The following is a 17,551-nucleotide window of genomic DNA, read 5'->3' on the forward strand; positions in this document are numbered from 1 at the left end:
CAATTCTTAATGTCTTTAGGAAAGGGCAATTTTCAATTCTTCGGGGGTAGCAAAACTCTGTATGAATTGAAGCAAAATATGGCCACTATTGGTCAACAACTGCAGAAAACAGAAGGGGAACTTTCACAGAAGGCGATTGACCCGACTGCCTCAATGGAAGATATTCAAGCAGCTCAAAAATCACGCGACGATTTGAAGATGCGTTTTGATTTGATTAAAGAACAGCATGATCAAATGGAAGCAGAGCAGAAAGCGAAGTTTGCCGCGAAAGACAACATTCAAAATATCGCTGATCCGAATGAGCAAGTCATGAAGGCAAAAGCAGAGTTGATCAAAGCAACAATTCGCCAGCAGCCGATCCCAGCTGATGTAAAGCAAATCCTTGGTGATCGAAACAATACAGGTGGGGAAAAGCTACTTCCAACTACAATGTCCGATCAATTATTAATGGAGCCACTTGTAAAAAATCCATTGCGTGATATCTCCACATTTACAAATCTCATGAATTTGGAAGTGCCGAAAATTGCATTCCAATTGGACGATGATGACTTTATTGCTGATACAGAAACCGCAAAGGAAATGGAAGTCACTGGCGATGTTGTGAAGTTCGGCCGGAACAAATTTAAAGTGTTCGCTCCTGTTTCTGAAACGGTGTTGCGCGGAACAAATGTAAATCTTGTTCAATCGGTAGAACGTGCGCTTGAATCTGGTTTGGCAGCAAAAGAAAAGAAAGTGGCATTTACGAAATCACCTAAGTCCGACGAAGAACACATGTCTTTCTATCAAACTGGATCCACTGCAATCAAGGTTGTGGAAGGTGCGAACATTTACGAAGCGATTGTCAATGCGCTTGCCGATCTTCATGAAGACTATCGTGAAAATGCTCGGATTGTTATGAACTATGCGGATTACACGAAAGTGGTTTCTTTCTTAAACAATGGCAATTCTACTTATTTCGCTGCACCACCTGAAACAGTTTGGGGAAAAACGGTGAAATTTATTGATGCTGCAACAGATCCAATTGTCGGAGATTTCTCTTACTCTCATTTCAACTACGATTTGGACGTGCTTTTCGAGCGCGACAAAAACGTTCGTACAGGTATTGAGGATTTCGTCTTGACTGCTTATGTGGACCACCAAATCAAATTGAAATCTGCATTCCGTATTGCGAAAGTGATTGATACGCCCTAATGAGCCCCGACCAAAGCCAATCGGGGAAGCCGAAATAGGCAAGAGTTTCATTATTGGATAAGGAGATGATTAAATCATGACAAAAACGAAAGACGAATTGAAAGAAATGTTTAGCACTGGAAAGAAGCCTACTGGTGATGACTTCGCCCAACTGATTGAAGGTGTTGAAGGTCCACAAGGCCCTAAAGGGGATAAAGGGACTGCTGGGAATAAAGGAGATAAAGGTGACAAGGGAGATAAGGGTGCTGATGGATTTGGTACCGAAGCACAATACAACGATATCATCGCGCGTCTTGAAGCTTTAGAAAACCCTGAGGGGTGAATTAAATGAAAATGATGGATGAACTAAAAGAATATTTAAGGATAGACGGCGATGATGAAAATCAGACGCTGTCCCTTTTTTTACAGGCTGCCGAAAACTCTATTTCTATTGCAGGTGTTCCAGTGCCGTCAGATCCGTTTTTAAAGGTGGGCGAGAAAGACATTTACGCAAGTTATCGGTTGGCTGTATTAATGCTTGCTACCCATTATTACGAACAGCGCACAGTTATTACACCATCTATAATTCGTGGCGAATCGGTGCCGTTGCCCTACGGTCTGCAGACTATCATTCTGCAACTGAAGCATGGTGTTAGATTATGAATTATCGCTACGGAAATAATCCAGCTGAAATAAAGCATCGTGTTACCTTCTTGAATCCACCAGGGCAAATTGTTGGCGGCTGGCCGTCTCAGGAATGGACAGAACATGTCACAGTATGGGCAGCCATCGAAACACAAAAAGGCTATCGTATTTTTAATTCTGATGCTACTCAATGGCAGGATAAGATGGTGTAACTGTGACAGCGGATGAATATTTCAAAACCGTCAACGTACCGACTAAGGCTGTTCCTACGCCCTAATGACCCCCAACCAGTGGGGGAAGCCGTATTAGGCAAAAACTTTATTATTGGTTAACGAAAGAGGGGCATAACGCCTCTCTTTTTATTTTTCAAAAAATCGGAGGGAACTACATGGAAAACTCAATTAAAATCACTTTGCGTATTAAAGGAGAAAATAAAACGTTCATCAATGACTTTGTAAGCGCACGGGTATTTAAAAATGCCTTGTCATTAAATAAACACTTTTCGGAAGGAAGAGACCTAGGTGATGTTACAACCTTTGAAAAGATGGTGGAGTTCATATGCATGGCGTTTGACCATAAATTCACAGTGGAAGACGTATGGGATGGTTTATCCGCTGCTCAAATTCAAACAGAACCAGTTCGGATATTTAACGAAGCATTAAGTTTAGGTGGATTGGCTGTTAAAACGCCACCCGAAGAAGGGGGAAACGAGCCAGGGGAGTAATCGATCCATATTTATGGATTAAAGATTTTTACCGAGCACGGTTGAAAGAAAGATACAAGCTACATGAAATCGATGCTATGGACATTAAGTTTTGGATTGAATTAACACAAATAGAAGTAGAACACATCACAGCCGACGATTTGGATTGGCTGTGATTTTTTATGTCTTTGACTGAAAGAAGGTGAGAATATGGCAGAAATCGGATCGTTAGAGGTCAAGTTGTCCCTGAATGCCGATAACTTTAACAATACAGTCTCTCAAGCAAATCGTCACATCAAATCGATGGGTTCTGAATTGCAAGCGGTCAAAGGTAAGGGTGTTGAGTACGAAAAATCAATCAGTGGTCTGACCCAAAAAAAGGCATCCTAACTCGTGCGGTAGAAGCGTCTTCTTTGAAGTTGCAAGAAGAACGCAGGCGCTATGATGAATTGACCGCAAGCGGTAAGGCAACAGAGGCTCAGATTAAGCGGCAAGCGAACGCCGTCAATAAAGCACAAGCCGAATATAATCGGTTATCTACCCAATTATCATCGGTTGATAAAGAGTTAAAAATCCAATCATCTTCATGGACACAACTTGGTGCAAAGATGAAGTCAATCGGTAAAGGTATGACGGATGTAGGGAAAAAGATATCTATGTCGGTCACTGCTCCACTTCTGGCAATGGGCGCAGGTGCGTTTAAAGCGGCAGTAGATTATGAAAGTGCGTTCGCCGGAGTTCGTAAAACAACCGATGCGACAGAAGCAGAATTCGCGGTCTTGTCACAAGGCATCCGTGATATGTCGAAGGAGCTTCCAGCAAGCGCTACGAGTATTGCTGGTGTCGCGGAAGCAGCTGGGCAGCTAGGTATTAAGAAAGAGGACATTCTAGGTTTTACTCGTACCATGGTCGATCTTGGCGAATCTACCAATATGACATCTGAGCAAGCAGCTACCCAATTGGCCCGTTTTGCGAACATCACTGGAATGTCGATGGACAAGATTTCAAACCTTGGTTCCATAATTGTTGATCTAGGAAACAATAGCGCCACTACAGAGGGTGAAATTGTTTCTCTTGGTATGCGTATTGCCGCAGCTGGAACTCAAGCCGGATTGACCGAAGCCGAAATTATGGCTATATCAGCTGCTGCTAGTTCGCTTGGTGTGGAAGCAGAAGCAGGTGGTACTGCTCTATCCATGGCGTTCACTAAGATTACAAACTCTGTGGATGGTGGAGGAAAGAAGCTAGATGCATTTGCAAAAGCGTCTGGTATGTCTGCAAAAGACTTTGCTAAGGCATGGAAAGAAGAACCTACCGTTGCGTTTACCGCGTTACTCAAAGGCTTAAATGAATCATCTGAAGCCGGAGTGAATATGACCGATATATTAGATGATTTAGGCATTAAAGGTATTCGAGAGATCGATGTTATCAAACGTATGTCTGGTGCTCATGAGTTAGTCGTTGAATCTATAGGAATATCAAATAATGCATGGGATGAGAATACTGCCCTCTCTAATGAAGCTGCAGAACGTTATAAGACAACTGAATCTCAAATGAAGATGATGGTTAACCAAATCAAGGACATCGGTATTACTATTGGTGGTATTTTGATACCAATGGCGCGCGATGCGATGAGTGCGGTTCAACCGCTAATTGACAAGTTTGCGGATATGGATGAGAAAACACAGAAGAACATTGTCGCATTTGGTGCATTAGCCGCCGCTGCAGGTCCTGTGTTAGTAGTAGGCGGCATGCTCATGTCTGGCATAGGTGGATTAGTTACCACAGTTGCTACTCTTTCTACAGCTATAGGAACGGCAGGTGGAGCGGCGACAGTGTTTGGTAGCGCATTGACTGTTATCACAGGTCCAATCGTTATTACTGTTGCGGCTGTATCCGCTATGACTGCAGCTGGGGTATTACTTTATAAAAACTGGGATGACCTAGTTGGTAGTTCAAAATTATTGCATGGCGCCATTATGGTACTTGGCGGTCCAATCGGCATGATTGTGGGCGGCATTAAAGCGTACAAGGAAGCAACGTCTGCAGCAATCCCAGAAGTTGAACGGTTTAGTAAGGAAATCGATGGACTTTCAGAACCTACCAGAAAGGCAATGGAAGGCTTTTTTGAGTTATCTGATGGTCTGGCTGTTTCATTGATGGGCGCAAGTGTAGTGACAGAAGAATTTAAAACCGACATGATTGGAAAGTATTCCGAAATGAATACTCAAATTATTGAGGGTATGAATAAACGTCATGATGAAGAAATGACGACATTAAAATCATTATTCATGAACTCATCTGTATTAACTGATGAACATGAAACGGCCATTGTACAACGAGCACAAAAATCTCATGATGAACGTATAGAAGCTCAAAGATTAGCAGAATCCCGCATGAGTGAAATCATTGAAGTCGCTGTCTCTGAAAACCGTAGTCTTCGTGAAAGTGAAAAAGCAGAACTTGATCATATTAGAGAACAGATGAATAAAAATGCTGTTAAATATTTATCTGAAAGCGAAAACGAGCAAAAAGTTATTATGGAACGATTGAAACAGGAAGCTAGTGCAATTACAGCGCACCAAGCGGCTGAAGTCGTTAAAAATTCTATTGAGCAGAAAGAAAAAGTGGTTGCTGAGGCCGAAGCACTCTATAACGAGACAGTCGCGGCTATCATTCGCATGCGAGATGAGACTGGGCATATTACTACCGAAGAAGCGAATAAAATGATCGCTGAAGCAGGGAGAGCAAAAGACGAAACGGTAAAGCATGCTGAAGATATGCATCAGAATGTTGTCAAAGAAGCAAAAGCCCAAGCCGATGAACATGTCAACCATGTGAATTGGGAAACTGGTGAAGTTCTAAAAAAGTGGGAAGTCTTCAAAAATGAAACAAAGTCCAAATTCGAAGAAATTAAGAATGATATAAAACAGAAATGGGAAGAAGCCGGACAAGCAACAATCACAAAGACTGCTGAACTCACTGTAAGTGCTAAGAAGAAGTTTGATGAACTAAAATCTGATACTATCCAAAAGATGTCACAAACCGCTAAGTCGATCAGCGATGGTTGGGAAAATGGAAAGAAGTACACCATTTCCAAAGCTGCTGAAATTGTGATTGTTGCCAAGAATAAATTTGAAGAAAAGCGTGCAGCGATTGATAGGAAAATGACTGAAGTTAAAACAACTATCAGCAATCGATGGAATGAAGCAAAGTCATTCCTAACCAATATCAATTTAATGAGTGTCGGCAGTGATATTATTCAAGGGCTAGTAAATGGAATAAAGTCCAAAATGTCTGCAGTCACCAATGCAATGTCAGATATCGCTACTAATATTAAAAATAAAATAAATTCCGTAATGGATATTCATTCCCCTTCTCGCGTCATGATGGAGATAGGCGGACATATTGGTGAAGGTTTAGCAATCGGAATCTCATCCACACAGGCAACCAATGAAAAGGCAATCGCCGGTGTCGCAAAAGTTATCACGGCAGCTACTAAACAAAATGCCAGTGAAGTGACAAAGATTGCAGATCAACAGGAATATGCGAAGAAACGTATTGAACTAGAACATAAGACATCTCAATCTGTTCAGTCAGCAACCAAAACTTCTAAGAACAAAAAAGGACAGATTGTAAAAACAGGCGCTCAAAAAGTCCACAATATCCGTGCAGACGCTGCAGCTAAACTTCGAAAATTGGAAGAAGACGAGCAAAAGAAACTGGCCAAGATCAATGACAAGGCTTGGACGGATATGCAGAAAGCCGAAGAAAAAGTAAGCAAAGAACGACTTGAAGCCATTAAGTTATATGTAAAGGACAAGCAGAGTGCAGAGGAGCTTTCTTTGTATGCTGAATCTGAAATCTGGCGCAAGTCATTGTCAGTATTTAAAGAGGGTACAAAAGAGCGTGTGGAGGTCCAGACGGCTTATAAAAAAGCTACGGATGCAATTAATAAAGAAGTAGAATCTATCAATAAAGACTACCTTTCAAAAGTCGAGAACCTGAATAAAGAATTCTTAGATGGCGAAAAGAAGTTGAATGATGAATACCAAAAGGCACTCGATGATCGTGCAAGATCCCTTTACACATTTGCTGGCATCTTTGATGAAATTACTTCAAGGGAAGTATTAGGCAGTGCTCTTCTTCAAAATTTGAAAGACCAGGTATCGGCATTTGAAGATTGGCAGAAGAATATTACGGCATTGGCTGCTAAAGGTATTGACGATGGTTTGTTAGCAGAGCTACGTGAGATGGGACCTAAAGCAGGCGCGGAAATAGCTGCACTTAATACATTGACCGATCAGCAGTTACAAGAATATGTAGCTGTATGGCAAGTGAAGAATAAACAGGCTCGTGAACAAGCTGCATCTGAACTTACTGAGCAGAGACAGAACACTGAGAAGCAAATCAATGAATTGCGAATCAAGACAGCTGAACAGTTGCGGATCTATCAAAATGAATGGCGTACAAGCATGATTGCCACGAAAGGTACCGTGAAAAATGAAATGGCTGAAATGCCGAATATTGGTGTATATGCTGTCAGTGGTTTGATTAGCGGTATGCTATCCAAGAAAAGCGAGTTGGAGAATGCAGCGCAATCTTTAGCCGATATCGTGACAAGTACTTTCCAATCTGCATTGGATATTCATTCGCCAAGTCGTGTATTTAAGGATTTTGGTATCAATATCAACGAAGGATTGATAGAAGGAATTAAACAGTCTTATGCGAAAGTCCAGCGCACCATGTTATCTGTCTATGGCAACATGGCAAGAATGGATGGTTTGTCTGCTGCATTATCTGGACCAAGTGGTTCGTCTGTTTCGAGTTCCACTTCTACTCATACAGAAAACCATTATCATATGACGTTCCATTCACCAAAGGCTCTTGATCCGTATGAATCAGCTAGATTAGGCAAAAACGCCATGAAAGAATTATCGTTGCAATTATAAGGTGGTGAGCAAGTGATTTCATTCGGCAGGAAAGAAAAATTAATCTTCCACAATTCAAAAGGGCAGTCACTGGAAATATCGGTGACGAGTCCTTTTTTTCTTGAATCCGCAGAGGGAATTGATTCTTTGGAAAACGATTTTTACAATGTGAAAAATTATAACGAAGATGGAACGAATGTAAAAGGGTCCAGTGTCCGCGAGCGCAATATTGTAGTCGGTGGAAAGATGAAACGGAATGACAAGGAAATTAATCGTCAAAGGTTAATTCGTTTCTTCAATCCGAAAGACCGTTTTACGTTGCAATATACGAATGGCGATATCAGTCGCTTTATCGATTGTCGTGTGGAAAAATCCCCATTGATTTCAAAAGATACTTGGCCGGAGTTTCTGATTTCATTTCTCTGCCCAAATCCGTGGTGGTATACGGAAGAAAAGAAGTATGAAATTGCATTGTGGGTAGGATCGTTTGAATTCGAATTAGAAATTGATGATGCCGGAGATGGGATTGAAATGGGGTACAGGGAGCCGAATAACGTGGTCAATGTATTTAACGATAGTGATACTGCTTCCCCTTTGCGAGTGCAATTCAAAGCGTTAGGAAGTGTTGTTCGTCCACAGATTGAGGTAGTGGATACGGGTTATATTATTATGATTGATGCTACTTTACGAGGTGGCGATATTGTCACAGTCAATACCAAACGCGGTGATGAGTATGTGATATTGGAACGTAATGGACAACAGATCAATTACTTTAACTATCTGTCGCTGGATTCGGACATTCATCTGTCTGTGGATGTCGGTGACAATCTTGTTCGGTATGAAGCGGAAGAATTCGTTTCGAACCTTGAAGTGTCCATTTACTTTACGCCGCAATTTGTGGGGATGTAGTCGTGCTTTATGTATGCAATGAAAACTTTGAACGCCTTGGCATGATCGGGAAGTTCTCGTATCTGTTGTGGAGGAAAAAGTATGGTCCAGGAAGTGAAGCAGAACTGCATGTGGATGTGACACCGAAAAATATTCAGCTTCTGCAGAAAGGAAATATCCTGTATCGCCAAGATGATAACGAAGTCATGTACATTTACTACCGTGGTTTCGATGACAGTAGCGGTGTAGATCAATTGGTCATTAAATGTTTCTCGCTATCTCGCTGGATGGATCGCCGAATCTTATGGGGTCAATATAATTTCTATACAACGTCGGAACAAATTATCCGTAGAGCAATAAATGAAACAATGATTAATCCTTCAGTGAGCGCTCGAAAAATACGACAGGTGCAGATGGCTACCCAGAAGAACATAGGGGCTATAATTGAACAGCAAATTTCCTATAAAGACGTGTATGAAGTGACGGAAAATCTATGCAATACGCATGATATAGGCTTCCGCTGCTTGTTTGATGGCAGACAGTTGTTTTACGACATTTACGAGGGGGCTGATCGGACCATTAATCAGTTTGACAACCCACGTATCATCTTGTCAAAGAGTCGTGCTAATGTGCTAACCCGTGCATATGAGGATGCGAATAATGATCTGAAAAATACAGCGCTGATCGGTGGTGCTGGTGAAGGTCCACTACGGAAATTAGCCAGTATAGGAACAGCGAATAGTGGATTGATTCGAAGAGAAATTTTCATCGATGCCCGCGAGATTGCAGATACAAAAGAGGTTGGGGAGCAACAAGTGGAAATACCTCCTGCAGAATACCAGCAACTGCTTATTGCGAAAGGCTCGGAAAAAATAAAAGAGTATACGGATATTATTGGTTTTGATTGCGAACTGGACGTGACTAAAGAAAACACCAAGTATAATGAAGATTTCTTTTTGGGTGATCTAATCACAATTAAAGATGATGAATTAGGAATTTTAATGAATAGCCGTGTCATGCAAGCAGATGAAGTATTTAAAGAGGACGGCAAATCAATCTTTTGTACGGTTGGCAAGTCGGTTCCTACTCTTCCACAAGCATTAAAAAGGATGGTGAAATAACATGATGAGATTTGGAATGTTTAACTCGGTCAATGGAGATCGGCGGTATAAAGCGGAGGACTTCGCACAATACTTTGCCACATTTATCGGCAATGGTATTTTTGTTCGTCCGTCAGATTGTCTGCAAATACTGGCAAACGGCGATTCGATGAGCGTCATTGTCCGACCAGGCAAAGCTTGGATCAACGGCTACTACTTAATCAATGATGAAGATTATACGCTCTCTCTTGATAAAGGCGATACCACGCTGAACCGGATTGATCGGATTGTAATTCGACTAGATTACACGGAGCGGAAAATGAGTGTACAGGTCAAGAGAGGAACATTGTCTGCTTCGCCAGTTGCACCAATATTGAAGCGTGATGCGGATGCTTATGAGTTGGCACTTGCAGATGTATACGTAGCAAAAGGATCGTTGAATATTTCACAGGCAATCATTACCGATACCCGCCTAAATAATAATTTATGCGGATTGATGCATGCTGTGGTCAATCAAGTAGATACCACAACCATCTTTAATCAGTATCAAGCTTGGTTTGACCATTATTCCAATCTAAAGGCAGATGAATTTAATGCTTGGACGGAGGATCAAAAAACTTCATTCTTATTGTGGAGGGATTTAGAAGAGATTGCTTTCCAAACTTGGAGTGCAGATCAGAGGGCAGCGTTTGATACGTGGTTTGAAACCATCAGAAATATTTTGGACACTAATGCGGCAGGGAACTTACAGTTACAAATCGATCAGCACAAAGAAGATCCTTTACCTCACAAATTTGTCGACGCAGGTGTTGAATATAAGTATGGCTGGAGGGTTGAAGGTGGGAATTTAAAGTTTATTTATGAGGAGGTTGAATAATGCCTGAGATTATATTGCCTACTAAGGCGCAAGTAGATGAGATACTAGATAGTCTTGGTAAGGTTAATGATGCAGCAAATTTAAACGGTTCTGCACACGCTAAACTGCGGTACATTGCGAATACAGTTAACACGGTCAATACTAATGTAAATACGATCAACTCTAATGTCGGCAGTAACGCAAACACTGCATCTGCAACGGGGAGTGTGCACGCCAAGTTAAAAGATATAAAAAACAATTTAAGTGGTAGTGGGACATATAATTATATGGGAAAACATCAAGTATATGTAAAAGGGGTTTCTACAACAACAATATTAAATATTAATGGTGGTGGGAGATTTTCATTATATAATATAAAAGATTATACCGGAACCAATACTGTAACTGTAGTTGTAGATGGTATTATTATATGTCATGGTCATTTCAGCTACAACAGAGGATTGTCAAGGTGGGGAAATATCTACGAACTGTCAAGTGGACGAGATAATTTAGAGTTGATTGAATTCGGGGCGTCTTTATCAATATTAGCTAAAACAAACTCGCCAGGTTGGGAATTTTATTTGGATTATAACTATTGGCTTGAGAAGTGAGGTGAACTACACCATGAATTTAATTAGCGAGGAATTTAATAACGATGTATTGATTAGGGAGTATGAAAGAGAAAATGGAGCAATCACAAGAGTAGAGCAGTTGATTACTCCTGAAATCGATGAAAGGGAAGAAAAGGATTTAACAGAGTAAAAGCAGTTCAAGCAAGCGTTATTTTTTATGCTAAAAGTGGAGATCAGCATGAACACTGTGAAATTAACTGATGACGAGATTTCTTTAATCGCGACTTCATTAGTAACTACCATTGCCAGTATTGAAAAATATATCGAGCGCAACGGCAAGGGCAGTTTAGTTGAATAGTGTTGTTCAACAATCGGGCCAGATTGTGAAGGAACGTCTACGGAATATCCTCTTTTAAAAAAGTGCTTGAATAATATTTTAAATCGTATTACCTTATCCAAAAGGGGAGATTTAAAACATGAAAATCACTATTGAAGAAATACCTGAATCATGGATTGCTTATTTCCGTAACGTTGGAGAGTATGGCGAAAAGCAAAACAAGGAACTAATGGAGTCCTTTAAAAAGTGGGCACAGATGAACGGTGTATTTGATAATTCCACGATTTTAGGAATACCGCAGGATAACCCCCAGGTTACCCCTAAAGAAGAATGTCGTTATGATGTTTGTGTTGTTGTAAATAAGGATTTTAATGTGGCAAGACCAGCTAGAGTTAGTAAATTTACTGGTGGAAAATATGCTGTTTTCGTCCTTGACCATACAAAAGAGGCAGTCGGTGAATTTTGGGACAATATTTTTTCTGAAATAGAAAAAAACAATCTATCAATAAGGGAACAGCCGATTGTAGAAAGATATACCTCACAAATGATTGATAACCATTTATGTGAAATATTAGTCCCAATACAGTAACAAGAGTAAGGTATTTACTCAACAAACGGGCACGATTGTTATATAGCGTCGCTGTTCTTATTAAACTAAACGGGTGCTTTAGTTTAAAAAGTTAAATCAACACTTAGTTGTTTTTTTGTTGCACATCCGGACCCTAATGTGCAACAAGGAGTGTTGGAGTTTAGTTTGCCGAGGTTCGGAATGACATTGTTAGGTAAAAAGTTTTAGGTAAATAGAAGGGTAAAACTCCCTCTCTGTCGTATATTGGTACTACAGAGGGGGAGACGGGGTAATGAAAACAAAACTGACACTGATTGACGGGGAAGAATGCATCGTGGAAGGTCGACCACGGGATTTTATGCAATTGATATATGGGATGGGCATAAGCAAGAACTCTGCATTACAATCCATTACAGGCAAAAAAATCACCATGGCCGACATTTTCATGCTGGAGCAAGTAAAAGAATAGTTCAGGAACGTCCTCATGGGGCGTTCTTTTTTATATCCATTTATAAATAGAAAAGTGTGGTGGGGTGAGATATGGCTCGAACAGAGGAGGAGCTTGAAATGCTTGAAAGACATGACGAATTGATACACCATAATATCTTGCCGCGTCTGGAAGAAGTGGAAAAATCACAGCTTAACGTAAGCGCGCAAGTACAGGAAATTACAAGTCAGGTGAAAGAAATAAAATCTTCGCAAACTAATCTCGAACTAACGATTATGAAGGATGGTCAGGAAACAAGGGGTATTCAAAGTAGATTCATGGAACACTACTTCGAAGTTGATATGCAGAAAATGAAGATGAAATCTGATGTCATCCACAAGGATGAGCGGATCACGCTAAAACGCTTTTCCACGCGTGAGAAAATTGTGTTAGGCATAGTAGGAGCTTTTGCGGGAACAGGTGGAATACTAGCAGGCATAGCGGGCTTGCTTCAAATATTAAAATAATGGAGGTCTATAAGATGAAAATTAACTGGAAAGTACGAGCAAAGAATAAATTGTTTTGGCTGGCCTTGGTGCCGGCTTTTTTATTGGTTGCACAGATTGTAGCGAGTTGGTTTGGGTATGTATTAGCTGCAGACCCAATTGGAGAAGAAGCGGCCAATTTTATTAACGCCTTATTTGCTTTGCTAGTCATTATCGGTGTGGTGGTTGATCCAACTACTGATGGCGTGGATGACAGTAAGCAGGTTATGCGATACAAGAAGCCAAGAAAGGATGATAAGTAATGAGTAATACAATCGAATGCGTTGTGTGTGAAAAAGAGATCCGGCTTTTGGAAAATTACAACGGAGAGCCGATGTGCGAGGAATGCTATGCGGATTCGGAGAATGAGGTGTTTGACTGATGGTAAAAATCTTGATCGATCCAGGACACGGCGGACACGATAGTGGGGCAGGAGGAGCAAGGTCCTACGAAAAAAATAACGTCTTGAAAGTTGCTTTGAGAATGAAAACGCTGCTCCAGCAACATGGTCATACGGTCAATTTAACGCGAGAAACTGATGTCTATTTGACGCTATCGCAAAGAGCAGCTGCGGCGAATAAATGGGGGGCAGACATATTTGTTAGCTTGCATGACAACAGCGCAACCAACAAAACGGCAACCGGCTTTGAGACGTTTATTTTTGATAAGACTTCAAACGCAAAAACAATTAAACTTCAAGGAGCCATTCATAACGCTCTTATCAAAGAGATTGGTTTGCGCGATCGCGGTATGAAGCGTGCAAACTTTGCTGTATTACGTGAGACGAACATGCCGGCCTGTCTGGTGGAGTATGCGTTTATTAGTAACAATAACGATGAGTCGCTACTAATCACTGAAGTGGACAAGCTGGCACGTTTAACTGCAAAGGGCATCAATGACTATTTTGGCATTAAGACAGTAGTAGCAACGCCAAGCAGTTCAAAGGAGGATGACGAATTGAGATTTTCCAGTCCAGCATTAAAAGCTGAAACTGAGCTAACGTTAGGTAGTAAAGCCAGACGCAAGATTATTGTAAATGCAGCTGTAAAAGCTTGCGCTCACGAATCGTGGCAAAAGAAATTAGAAGATGGCCAGATCATAGATGTTGATTTGTTAGGACTAGCAGCTAAGTATATTATCGATACGAATAAATAAATTCTGACGTCCATCCATAAATGGGTTTTACGTTGCTTAATTTGTAGTGGCTCGTCAGCTCTCCAAAATATACTATTTTTAATAGCAAGATAAAAAATATGTATTTAGTTGCAAAATAAAAAAATCTAAACGCTGGAAGAGTTGTGTCCTCCAGCGTTTAGATTAAAAATTAAATTGGTAACTTATATTTGCTGTACTTTTAAAGTACGTCGGTAAACCATAAGGCGTTGCAAGTGGTCCTCCAGGTGCGTTCACTAATGATGTAGAAGGTCCATAATGATATGCTTGCCAAACAATTTTCGAACAATATGTTGGATTAAAAGTATATAACCCGGTCGTTAGACTATAACTAGCTCCCAAATTTTCATATTTTGCAACAGCCCAGTCGGCCGCAGCATTCCTGTGTGTCCAATTACTAATTCGATAAACTTCAGTATTAACTATACCGCCTCTTGGCTTTCCATATTTATTGGTCCACGTACTAAACTTAATAATATTTGTTTTATATCCAGGCCCAGCTATGTGTAGTATTCGATCATTCCCCACTACAATCCCAGCATGCCCAGTTAAACCATAGGAGCTTGATCCATTAGATATTAAAATATCGCCTCTCACTAATGAAGAGGTTGATCCACTCAAAGTTGTAGGAAGAGAAGATAATTCAGCTTCTTCTTTTATAGAATTGCTTCTTTCTTCAGAATTTAATTGAACCCAAACGTCATAAGTAATAGTTTCATCTAAAATACCTGAATCAATTAATTCTAAATAAACTTCATAAGTCAACTCAGGGTTCCCAACTGTATCTTTAGATAAGGTAGTATCTGCTTTCGTAGAAATAGGTGAGATAGTAATTAGTAACGATAAAAATAATAAACTTAGAATTTTCTTCATTTTTGTCTCCCTTAGAAATTTTTTACATTGCAATGTTAATATGATATTATCATAGATGAATAATAAAACAAACTATTTTCCAAATTTGGAGGTTTTTATGAAAAAAGTATTAGTAATTTTATTTATTGTTCTTTTGGTAATTGGTTCGATCTTTTTAACAGTTAAATATTTTGAAAAAAGAACAGTAGAACGCCATTTTGATTCTTATTTAGAGGAACACAGCTATCAAAATGATATATTATCAAGAGAAACCAAGTATGACTTTAAAATAGGTAAATTTTATACGCGCGTATATTTTAAGAAATACCCGGAAAGAACATACGAATACCATTATTTTTCAAAAGAACGTTTCTTCGGTGCCGCTTATGAAAAGGGTGCAGAAATAGAAACGACGGAATATCTGAAAAATGCAAAATACCCATAACATAAGCGACTCTATCCATTGCGGACAGAGTCGCTTTTTTAATTTACTCATCATACGGTCTATATTTTTTACGAAGTGATTCGAGTTCATCTTTTTTCTCCAATACCATACTTTTCAAAAACATTTTCGGTTGTTCTTTGACGGCAATTAATTTGTCATCCTTCACTAATTTTCCGAGCCTTACTTTTGATATATCTAACACCTCGGCTGCTTCTGCTGCAGAAAGTAATTCCTCACTCAGAAATTCCAGAAGTTCCTCTGTAGTTGCAAATTTATATTCCATGATATCACCTTTCCTTTTGAAACATAAACAGTATTAACCTCGCAAGGTGTATTAAAACTGTGACTCCGTATAGCGTTAATAATACATAATCAAATATTTTAGGATTTTGAAAATCAACATATGTCAGTATTATTGCTATACCAACGATCAATAAAGCGATGTTTGTGTAACCAAATTGTTTAAGCATTTTTTTCATACATATAAGTGGATGTGATATAATTGGATTGAGAAGGAGGCGTTAACCTCCTTCTGGTATCACTTGCGACGTTTTCCTTTGCGAGAGGGGCGTCGCTTTTTCTTTTTGCCTTGTGTCATGTCGTAAATGTCTTTCAAGCCTGATGTGAAAGCTTTGAATGCTGTTGCGACAAGTGCGACCGCAGCAAGGACTTTTTTCGAAATCATCCACTCTTGTTCACCTCCTTTCTATAAATTAATTATACCATACCTATTAAATAAATTGAATAGGTTTATGTGAAATAAACGGTAAATTATCAAAAAAATACGACCTTCCGATTACGGAAAGGTCGCCTCTTTTAATTTACACATTGCACGTTGGTAATATCGCTAAATACTATACGCTCAATGCAAAACGGATCTTCCAACATGACACTTTTCGATTGGGCGTTGATTTCTAAGATTTTCCCGCGATAGGGATTAATTTTACCATCCTTCCACGTCTGGATTTGCGTTATGCACTGACGCTTATTAGCAGCTTCCAATGTCTGCTGAATGTTATCCCAATCAAACTGGTCCAGCTCAGGTTTCTCCACGTAATCATCCTCTGCATACCATTCACGTATGAGTTCCAAGTGTTCAGGGATGAATAAGGAAGTCCACTTGATAGCACCACGATCACGATTACCTTCCATTATATAACCACTCTTTCTTTATATCTGACAGGAACAGCTGCTAAAACATTTTCAATAAGAAAAGTTCGTTTAGATCTTCTTAGAAAACAATATGCACGAAATGAAGCATCTCCAACCCACAGCACTTTGATTTTCCTTTTGCTGATTGATCCATCTTTCGCTAAATACATCATTTCCAATACCTCTCCGTAATTTACCGATCTTTCCAATGTTTTTAGCACATGCGTTCCCCTCCTTGTTTTCAGTATATAGAATAAATGTTCGTATGTGAAGTGTAAAAAAGACCCATCCGATTATGGAAGGCCGTTTATTATTTTTTCGATAATTAAAGGAAAATCCAGAACGTTGTCGAATGAAGTCAGGCAAAAGGGGTGCTACATATGAGAGAAATGACTGTTACATATTCAGATGGCCACCAGCAGATTAAAGAACGTAAAGCTTGGCAGATCAATCCTAAATTAATTATGTTGTTGGAGCCAGGGAAATTATTTTTCATGGAGTTTAATCGAAAAGTTACGACGAGCAGAGAAATTACGGATGAGGTTAAGCGGACATATTTCATAGACGCGAATCCATCGGCAATTCAAGCGTTAATTACATTGGAACCGTCGCGTCGACTTGAAATGAAGAACTTTAAGGATATTGAAAAATTTATAACGAATTATATAAGGCAGCATATTAATTTTTAACAAGCGTTGTAATTATGCTTCATTAAGATTAAGTTTGATACACATGACAATATCGGATCAGGACCGATTTCATTGCCATCTGAGGAAATGCACACATCCGGCACTTGGTTGACATTCGATGTGCCGAGTGATTGGGAGAAATCAGATTTGACAGATGCGATGACTTCGGCGGCATACGCGATTCAGTCGTTGATCCCGCTTTTTATCAAGTGTGATCGTAGTGACATCCACGTTGTACCACAAGTGAAAGCTATTCATATGAAACGTCCGACATTTTTCATTTATGATAGCTATCCAGGTGGAATCGGATTGAGCGAGAATATTTATAGCCGATGGAGTGAATTGTTGACGCTGGCGGCCGAACATGTGATGGAGTGTCGGTGTGAGTATGGGTGTCCGGTTTGCATTGGTGCGCAGGAAGCGGGGCAGACGGAGAATAAGAGCCGGGCGGAGAGTCTTTTGAGGGAATTGGTGGGATGAAGCTGTAAGGTGATTTGG

At 40.0% G+C, this 17,551-nt stretch carries 24 protein-coding genes and 1 pseudogene; 20 read left to right on the forward strand and 5 right to left on the reverse strand.

Features of this window, described 5'->3' with window-relative positions; translation table 11 throughout:
- The first annotated feature begins 9 nt into the window (after nt 1–9).
- The 17 genes from MKY93_RS07420 (at nt 10) to MKY93_RS07500 (ending at nt 13,897) form a co-directional block, all read left to right on the forward strand.
- Nucleotides 10–1,191 (forward strand): phage major capsid protein, encoded by a 1,182-nt coding sequence (locus tag MKY93_RS07420; protein WP_445683508.1) that lies wholly within the window; start codon nt 10–12, stop codon nt 1,189–1,191.
- Nucleotides 1,192–1,267: 76 nt separating this feature from the next.
- On the forward strand, nt 1,268–1,513 hold the full coding sequence (locus MKY93_RS07425) for a hypothetical protein (RefSeq protein ID WP_340758678.1): 246 nt from the start codon (nt 1,268–1,270) through the stop codon (nt 1,511–1,513).
- A gap of 5 nt (nt 1,514–1,518) precedes the next feature.
- A complete protein-coding gene (locus tag MKY93_RS07430; RefSeq protein ID WP_340758679.1) occupies nt 1,519–1,833 on the forward strand; it encodes a head-tail connector protein in 315 nt (104 codons plus the stop codon).
- Entirely contained in the window at nt 1,830–2,027 is a 198-nt protein-coding gene (locus MKY93_RS07435) for a phage head completion protein (RefSeq protein ID WP_340758680.1), read from the forward strand. The genes MKY93_RS07430 and MKY93_RS07435 overlap by 4 nt, the downstream gene beginning before the upstream one ends.
- Before the next feature lie 176 nt (nt 2,028–2,203).
- Nucleotides 2,204–2,539 (forward strand): phage tail assembly chaperone G, encoded by a 336-nt coding sequence (gpG, locus tag MKY93_RS07440; RefSeq protein WP_340758681.1) that lies wholly within the window; start codon nt 2,204–2,206, stop codon nt 2,537–2,539.
- A gap of 189 nt (nt 2,540–2,728) precedes the next feature.
- Nucleotides 2,729–2,908: a hypothetical protein gene (locus tag MKY93_RS07445; protein WP_340758682.1), complete on the forward strand. Its 180-nt coding sequence runs from the start codon at nt 2,729–2,731 to the stop codon at nt 2,906–2,908.
- A 23-nt stretch (nt 2,909–2,931) separates the two neighbouring features.
- Nucleotides 2,932–7,470, forward strand: a complete 4,539-nt coding sequence (locus tag MKY93_RS07450; RefSeq protein ID WP_340758683.1) for a phage tail tape measure protein — start codon at nt 2,932–2,934, stop codon at nt 7,468–7,470.
- 12 nt (nt 7,471–7,482) lie between these two features.
- Nucleotides 7,483–8,358, forward strand: coding sequence for a phage tail domain-containing protein (locus MKY93_RS07455; RefSeq protein ID WP_340758684.1), 876 nt, complete (start codon nt 7,483–7,485; stop codon nt 8,356–8,358).
- Nucleotides 8,359–8,360: 2 nt separating this feature from the next.
- On the forward strand, nt 8,361–9,458 hold the full coding sequence (locus tag MKY93_RS07460) for a siphovirus ReqiPepy6 Gp37-like family protein (RefSeq protein WP_340758685.1): 1,098 nt from the start codon (nt 8,361–8,363) through the stop codon (nt 9,456–9,458).
- Nucleotide 9,459: 1 nt separating this feature from the next.
- Entirely contained in the window at nt 9,460–10,314 is an 855-nt protein-coding gene (locus tag MKY93_RS07465; protein WP_340758686.1) for a hypothetical protein, read from the forward strand.
- Complete coding sequence (locus tag MKY93_RS07470) at nt 10,314–10,904, forward strand: hypothetical protein (RefSeq protein WP_340758687.1); 591 nt, start codon at nt 10,314–10,316, stop codon at nt 10,902–10,904. The genes MKY93_RS07465 and MKY93_RS07470 overlap by 1 nt, the downstream gene beginning before the upstream one ends.
- 13 nt (nt 10,905–10,917) lie before the next feature.
- Nucleotides 10,918–11,055: a hypothetical protein gene (locus tag MKY93_RS07475; RefSeq protein ID WP_340758688.1), complete on the forward strand. Its 138-nt coding sequence runs from the start codon at nt 10,918–10,920 to the stop codon at nt 11,053–11,055.
- Between the two features lie 286 nt (nt 11,056–11,341).
- Nucleotides 11,342–11,791 carry an AraC family transcriptional regulator gene (locus MKY93_RS07480; RefSeq protein WP_340758689.1) on the forward strand — a complete coding sequence of 150 codons (450 nt, stop codon included), beginning with the start codon at nt 11,342–11,344 and terminating at the stop codon, nt 11,789–11,791.
- A gap of 271 nt (nt 11,792–12,062) precedes the next feature.
- Nucleotides 12,063–12,239 (forward strand): hypothetical protein, encoded by a 177-nt coding sequence (locus MKY93_RS07485; protein WP_340758690.1) that lies wholly within the window; start codon nt 12,063–12,065, stop codon nt 12,237–12,239.
- 98 nt (nt 12,240–12,337) lie between these two features.
- Complete coding sequence (locus MKY93_RS07490) at nt 12,338–12,724, forward strand: hypothetical protein (RefSeq protein ID WP_340758691.1); 387 nt, start codon at nt 12,338–12,340, stop codon at nt 12,722–12,724.
- A gap of 14 nt (nt 12,725–12,738) precedes the next feature.
- Entirely contained in the window at nt 12,739–13,005 is a 267-nt protein-coding gene (locus MKY93_RS07495; RefSeq protein ID WP_340758692.1) for a phage holin, read from the forward strand.
- 118 nt (nt 13,006–13,123) lie between these two features.
- Nucleotides 13,124–13,897 carry an N-acetylmuramoyl-L-alanine amidase family protein gene (locus MKY93_RS07500; protein WP_340758693.1) on the forward strand — a complete coding sequence of 258 codons (774 nt, stop codon included), beginning with the start codon at nt 13,124–13,126 and terminating at the stop codon, nt 13,895–13,897.
- Nucleotides 13,898–14,059: 162 nt separating this feature from the next.
- Here the strand turns inward: MKY93_RS07500 and MKY93_RS07505 are convergent, their stop codons facing one another.
- Nucleotides 14,060–14,788, reverse strand: a complete 729-nt coding sequence (locus MKY93_RS07505) for a hypothetical protein (RefSeq protein ID WP_340758694.1) — start codon at nt 14,786–14,788, stop codon at nt 14,060–14,062.
- Nucleotides 14,789–14,885: 97 nt separating this feature from the next.
- On the opposite strand from MKY93_RS07505, the gene MKY93_RS07510 reads away from it, so the two are divergent.
- Complete coding sequence (locus MKY93_RS07510; RefSeq protein ID WP_340758695.1) at nt 14,886–15,212, forward strand: DUF3139 domain-containing protein; 327 nt, start codon at nt 14,886–14,888, stop codon at nt 15,210–15,212.
- 43 nt (nt 15,213–15,255) lie between these two features.
- On the opposite strand, the gene MKY93_RS07515 is transcribed toward MKY93_RS07510, so the two are convergent.
- The 4 genes from MKY93_RS07515 to MKY93_RS07530 all read right to left on the reverse strand — a co-directional run bounded on the left by MKY93_RS07515 (nt 15,256) and on the right by MKY93_RS07530 (nt 16,585).
- Nucleotides 15,256–15,495 carry a DNA-binding protein gene (locus MKY93_RS07515; protein ID WP_340758696.1) on the reverse strand — a complete coding sequence of 80 codons (240 nt, stop codon included), beginning with the start codon at nt 15,493–15,495 and terminating at the stop codon, nt 15,256–15,258.
- Nucleotides 15,496–15,750: 255 nt separating this feature from the next.
- On the reverse strand, nt 15,751–15,897 hold the full coding sequence (locus MKY93_RS07520; protein WP_340758697.1) for a hypothetical protein: 147 nt from the start codon (nt 15,895–15,897) through the stop codon (nt 15,751–15,753).
- Nucleotides 15,898–16,028: 131 nt separating this feature from the next.
- Nucleotides 16,029–16,364 carry a YolD-like family protein gene (locus MKY93_RS07525; protein ID WP_340758698.1) on the reverse strand — a complete coding sequence of 112 codons (336 nt, stop codon included), beginning with the start codon at nt 16,362–16,364 and terminating at the stop codon, nt 16,029–16,031.
- Nucleotides 16,364–16,585 carry a transcriptional regulator gene (locus MKY93_RS07530; RefSeq protein ID WP_340758699.1) on the reverse strand — a complete coding sequence of 74 codons (222 nt, stop codon included), beginning with the start codon at nt 16,583–16,585 and terminating at the stop codon, nt 16,364–16,366. Before MKY93_RS07530 ends, MKY93_RS07525 begins: the two co-directional genes overlap by 1 nt.
- Before the next feature lie 159 nt (nt 16,586–16,744).
- Between MKY93_RS07530 and MKY93_RS07535 the strand changes: the two genes are divergently transcribed.
- Nucleotides 16,745–17,053: a hypothetical protein gene (locus MKY93_RS07535; protein WP_340758700.1), complete on the forward strand. Its 309-nt coding sequence runs from the start codon at nt 16,745–16,747 to the stop codon at nt 17,051–17,053.
- An 18-nt stretch (nt 17,054–17,071) separates the two neighbouring features.
- A pseudogene (locus MKY93_RS07540) lies at nt 17,072–17,533 on the forward strand (Zn-binding domain-containing protein); the annotation flags it as partial.
- Nucleotides 17,534–17,551 lie beyond the last annotated feature (18 nt).

Source organism: Sporosarcina sp. FSL W7-1283 (genome assembly GCF_038003105.1).
GTDB lineage: Bacteria > Bacillota > Bacilli > Bacillales_A > Planococcaceae > Sporosarcina > Sporosarcina newyorkensis.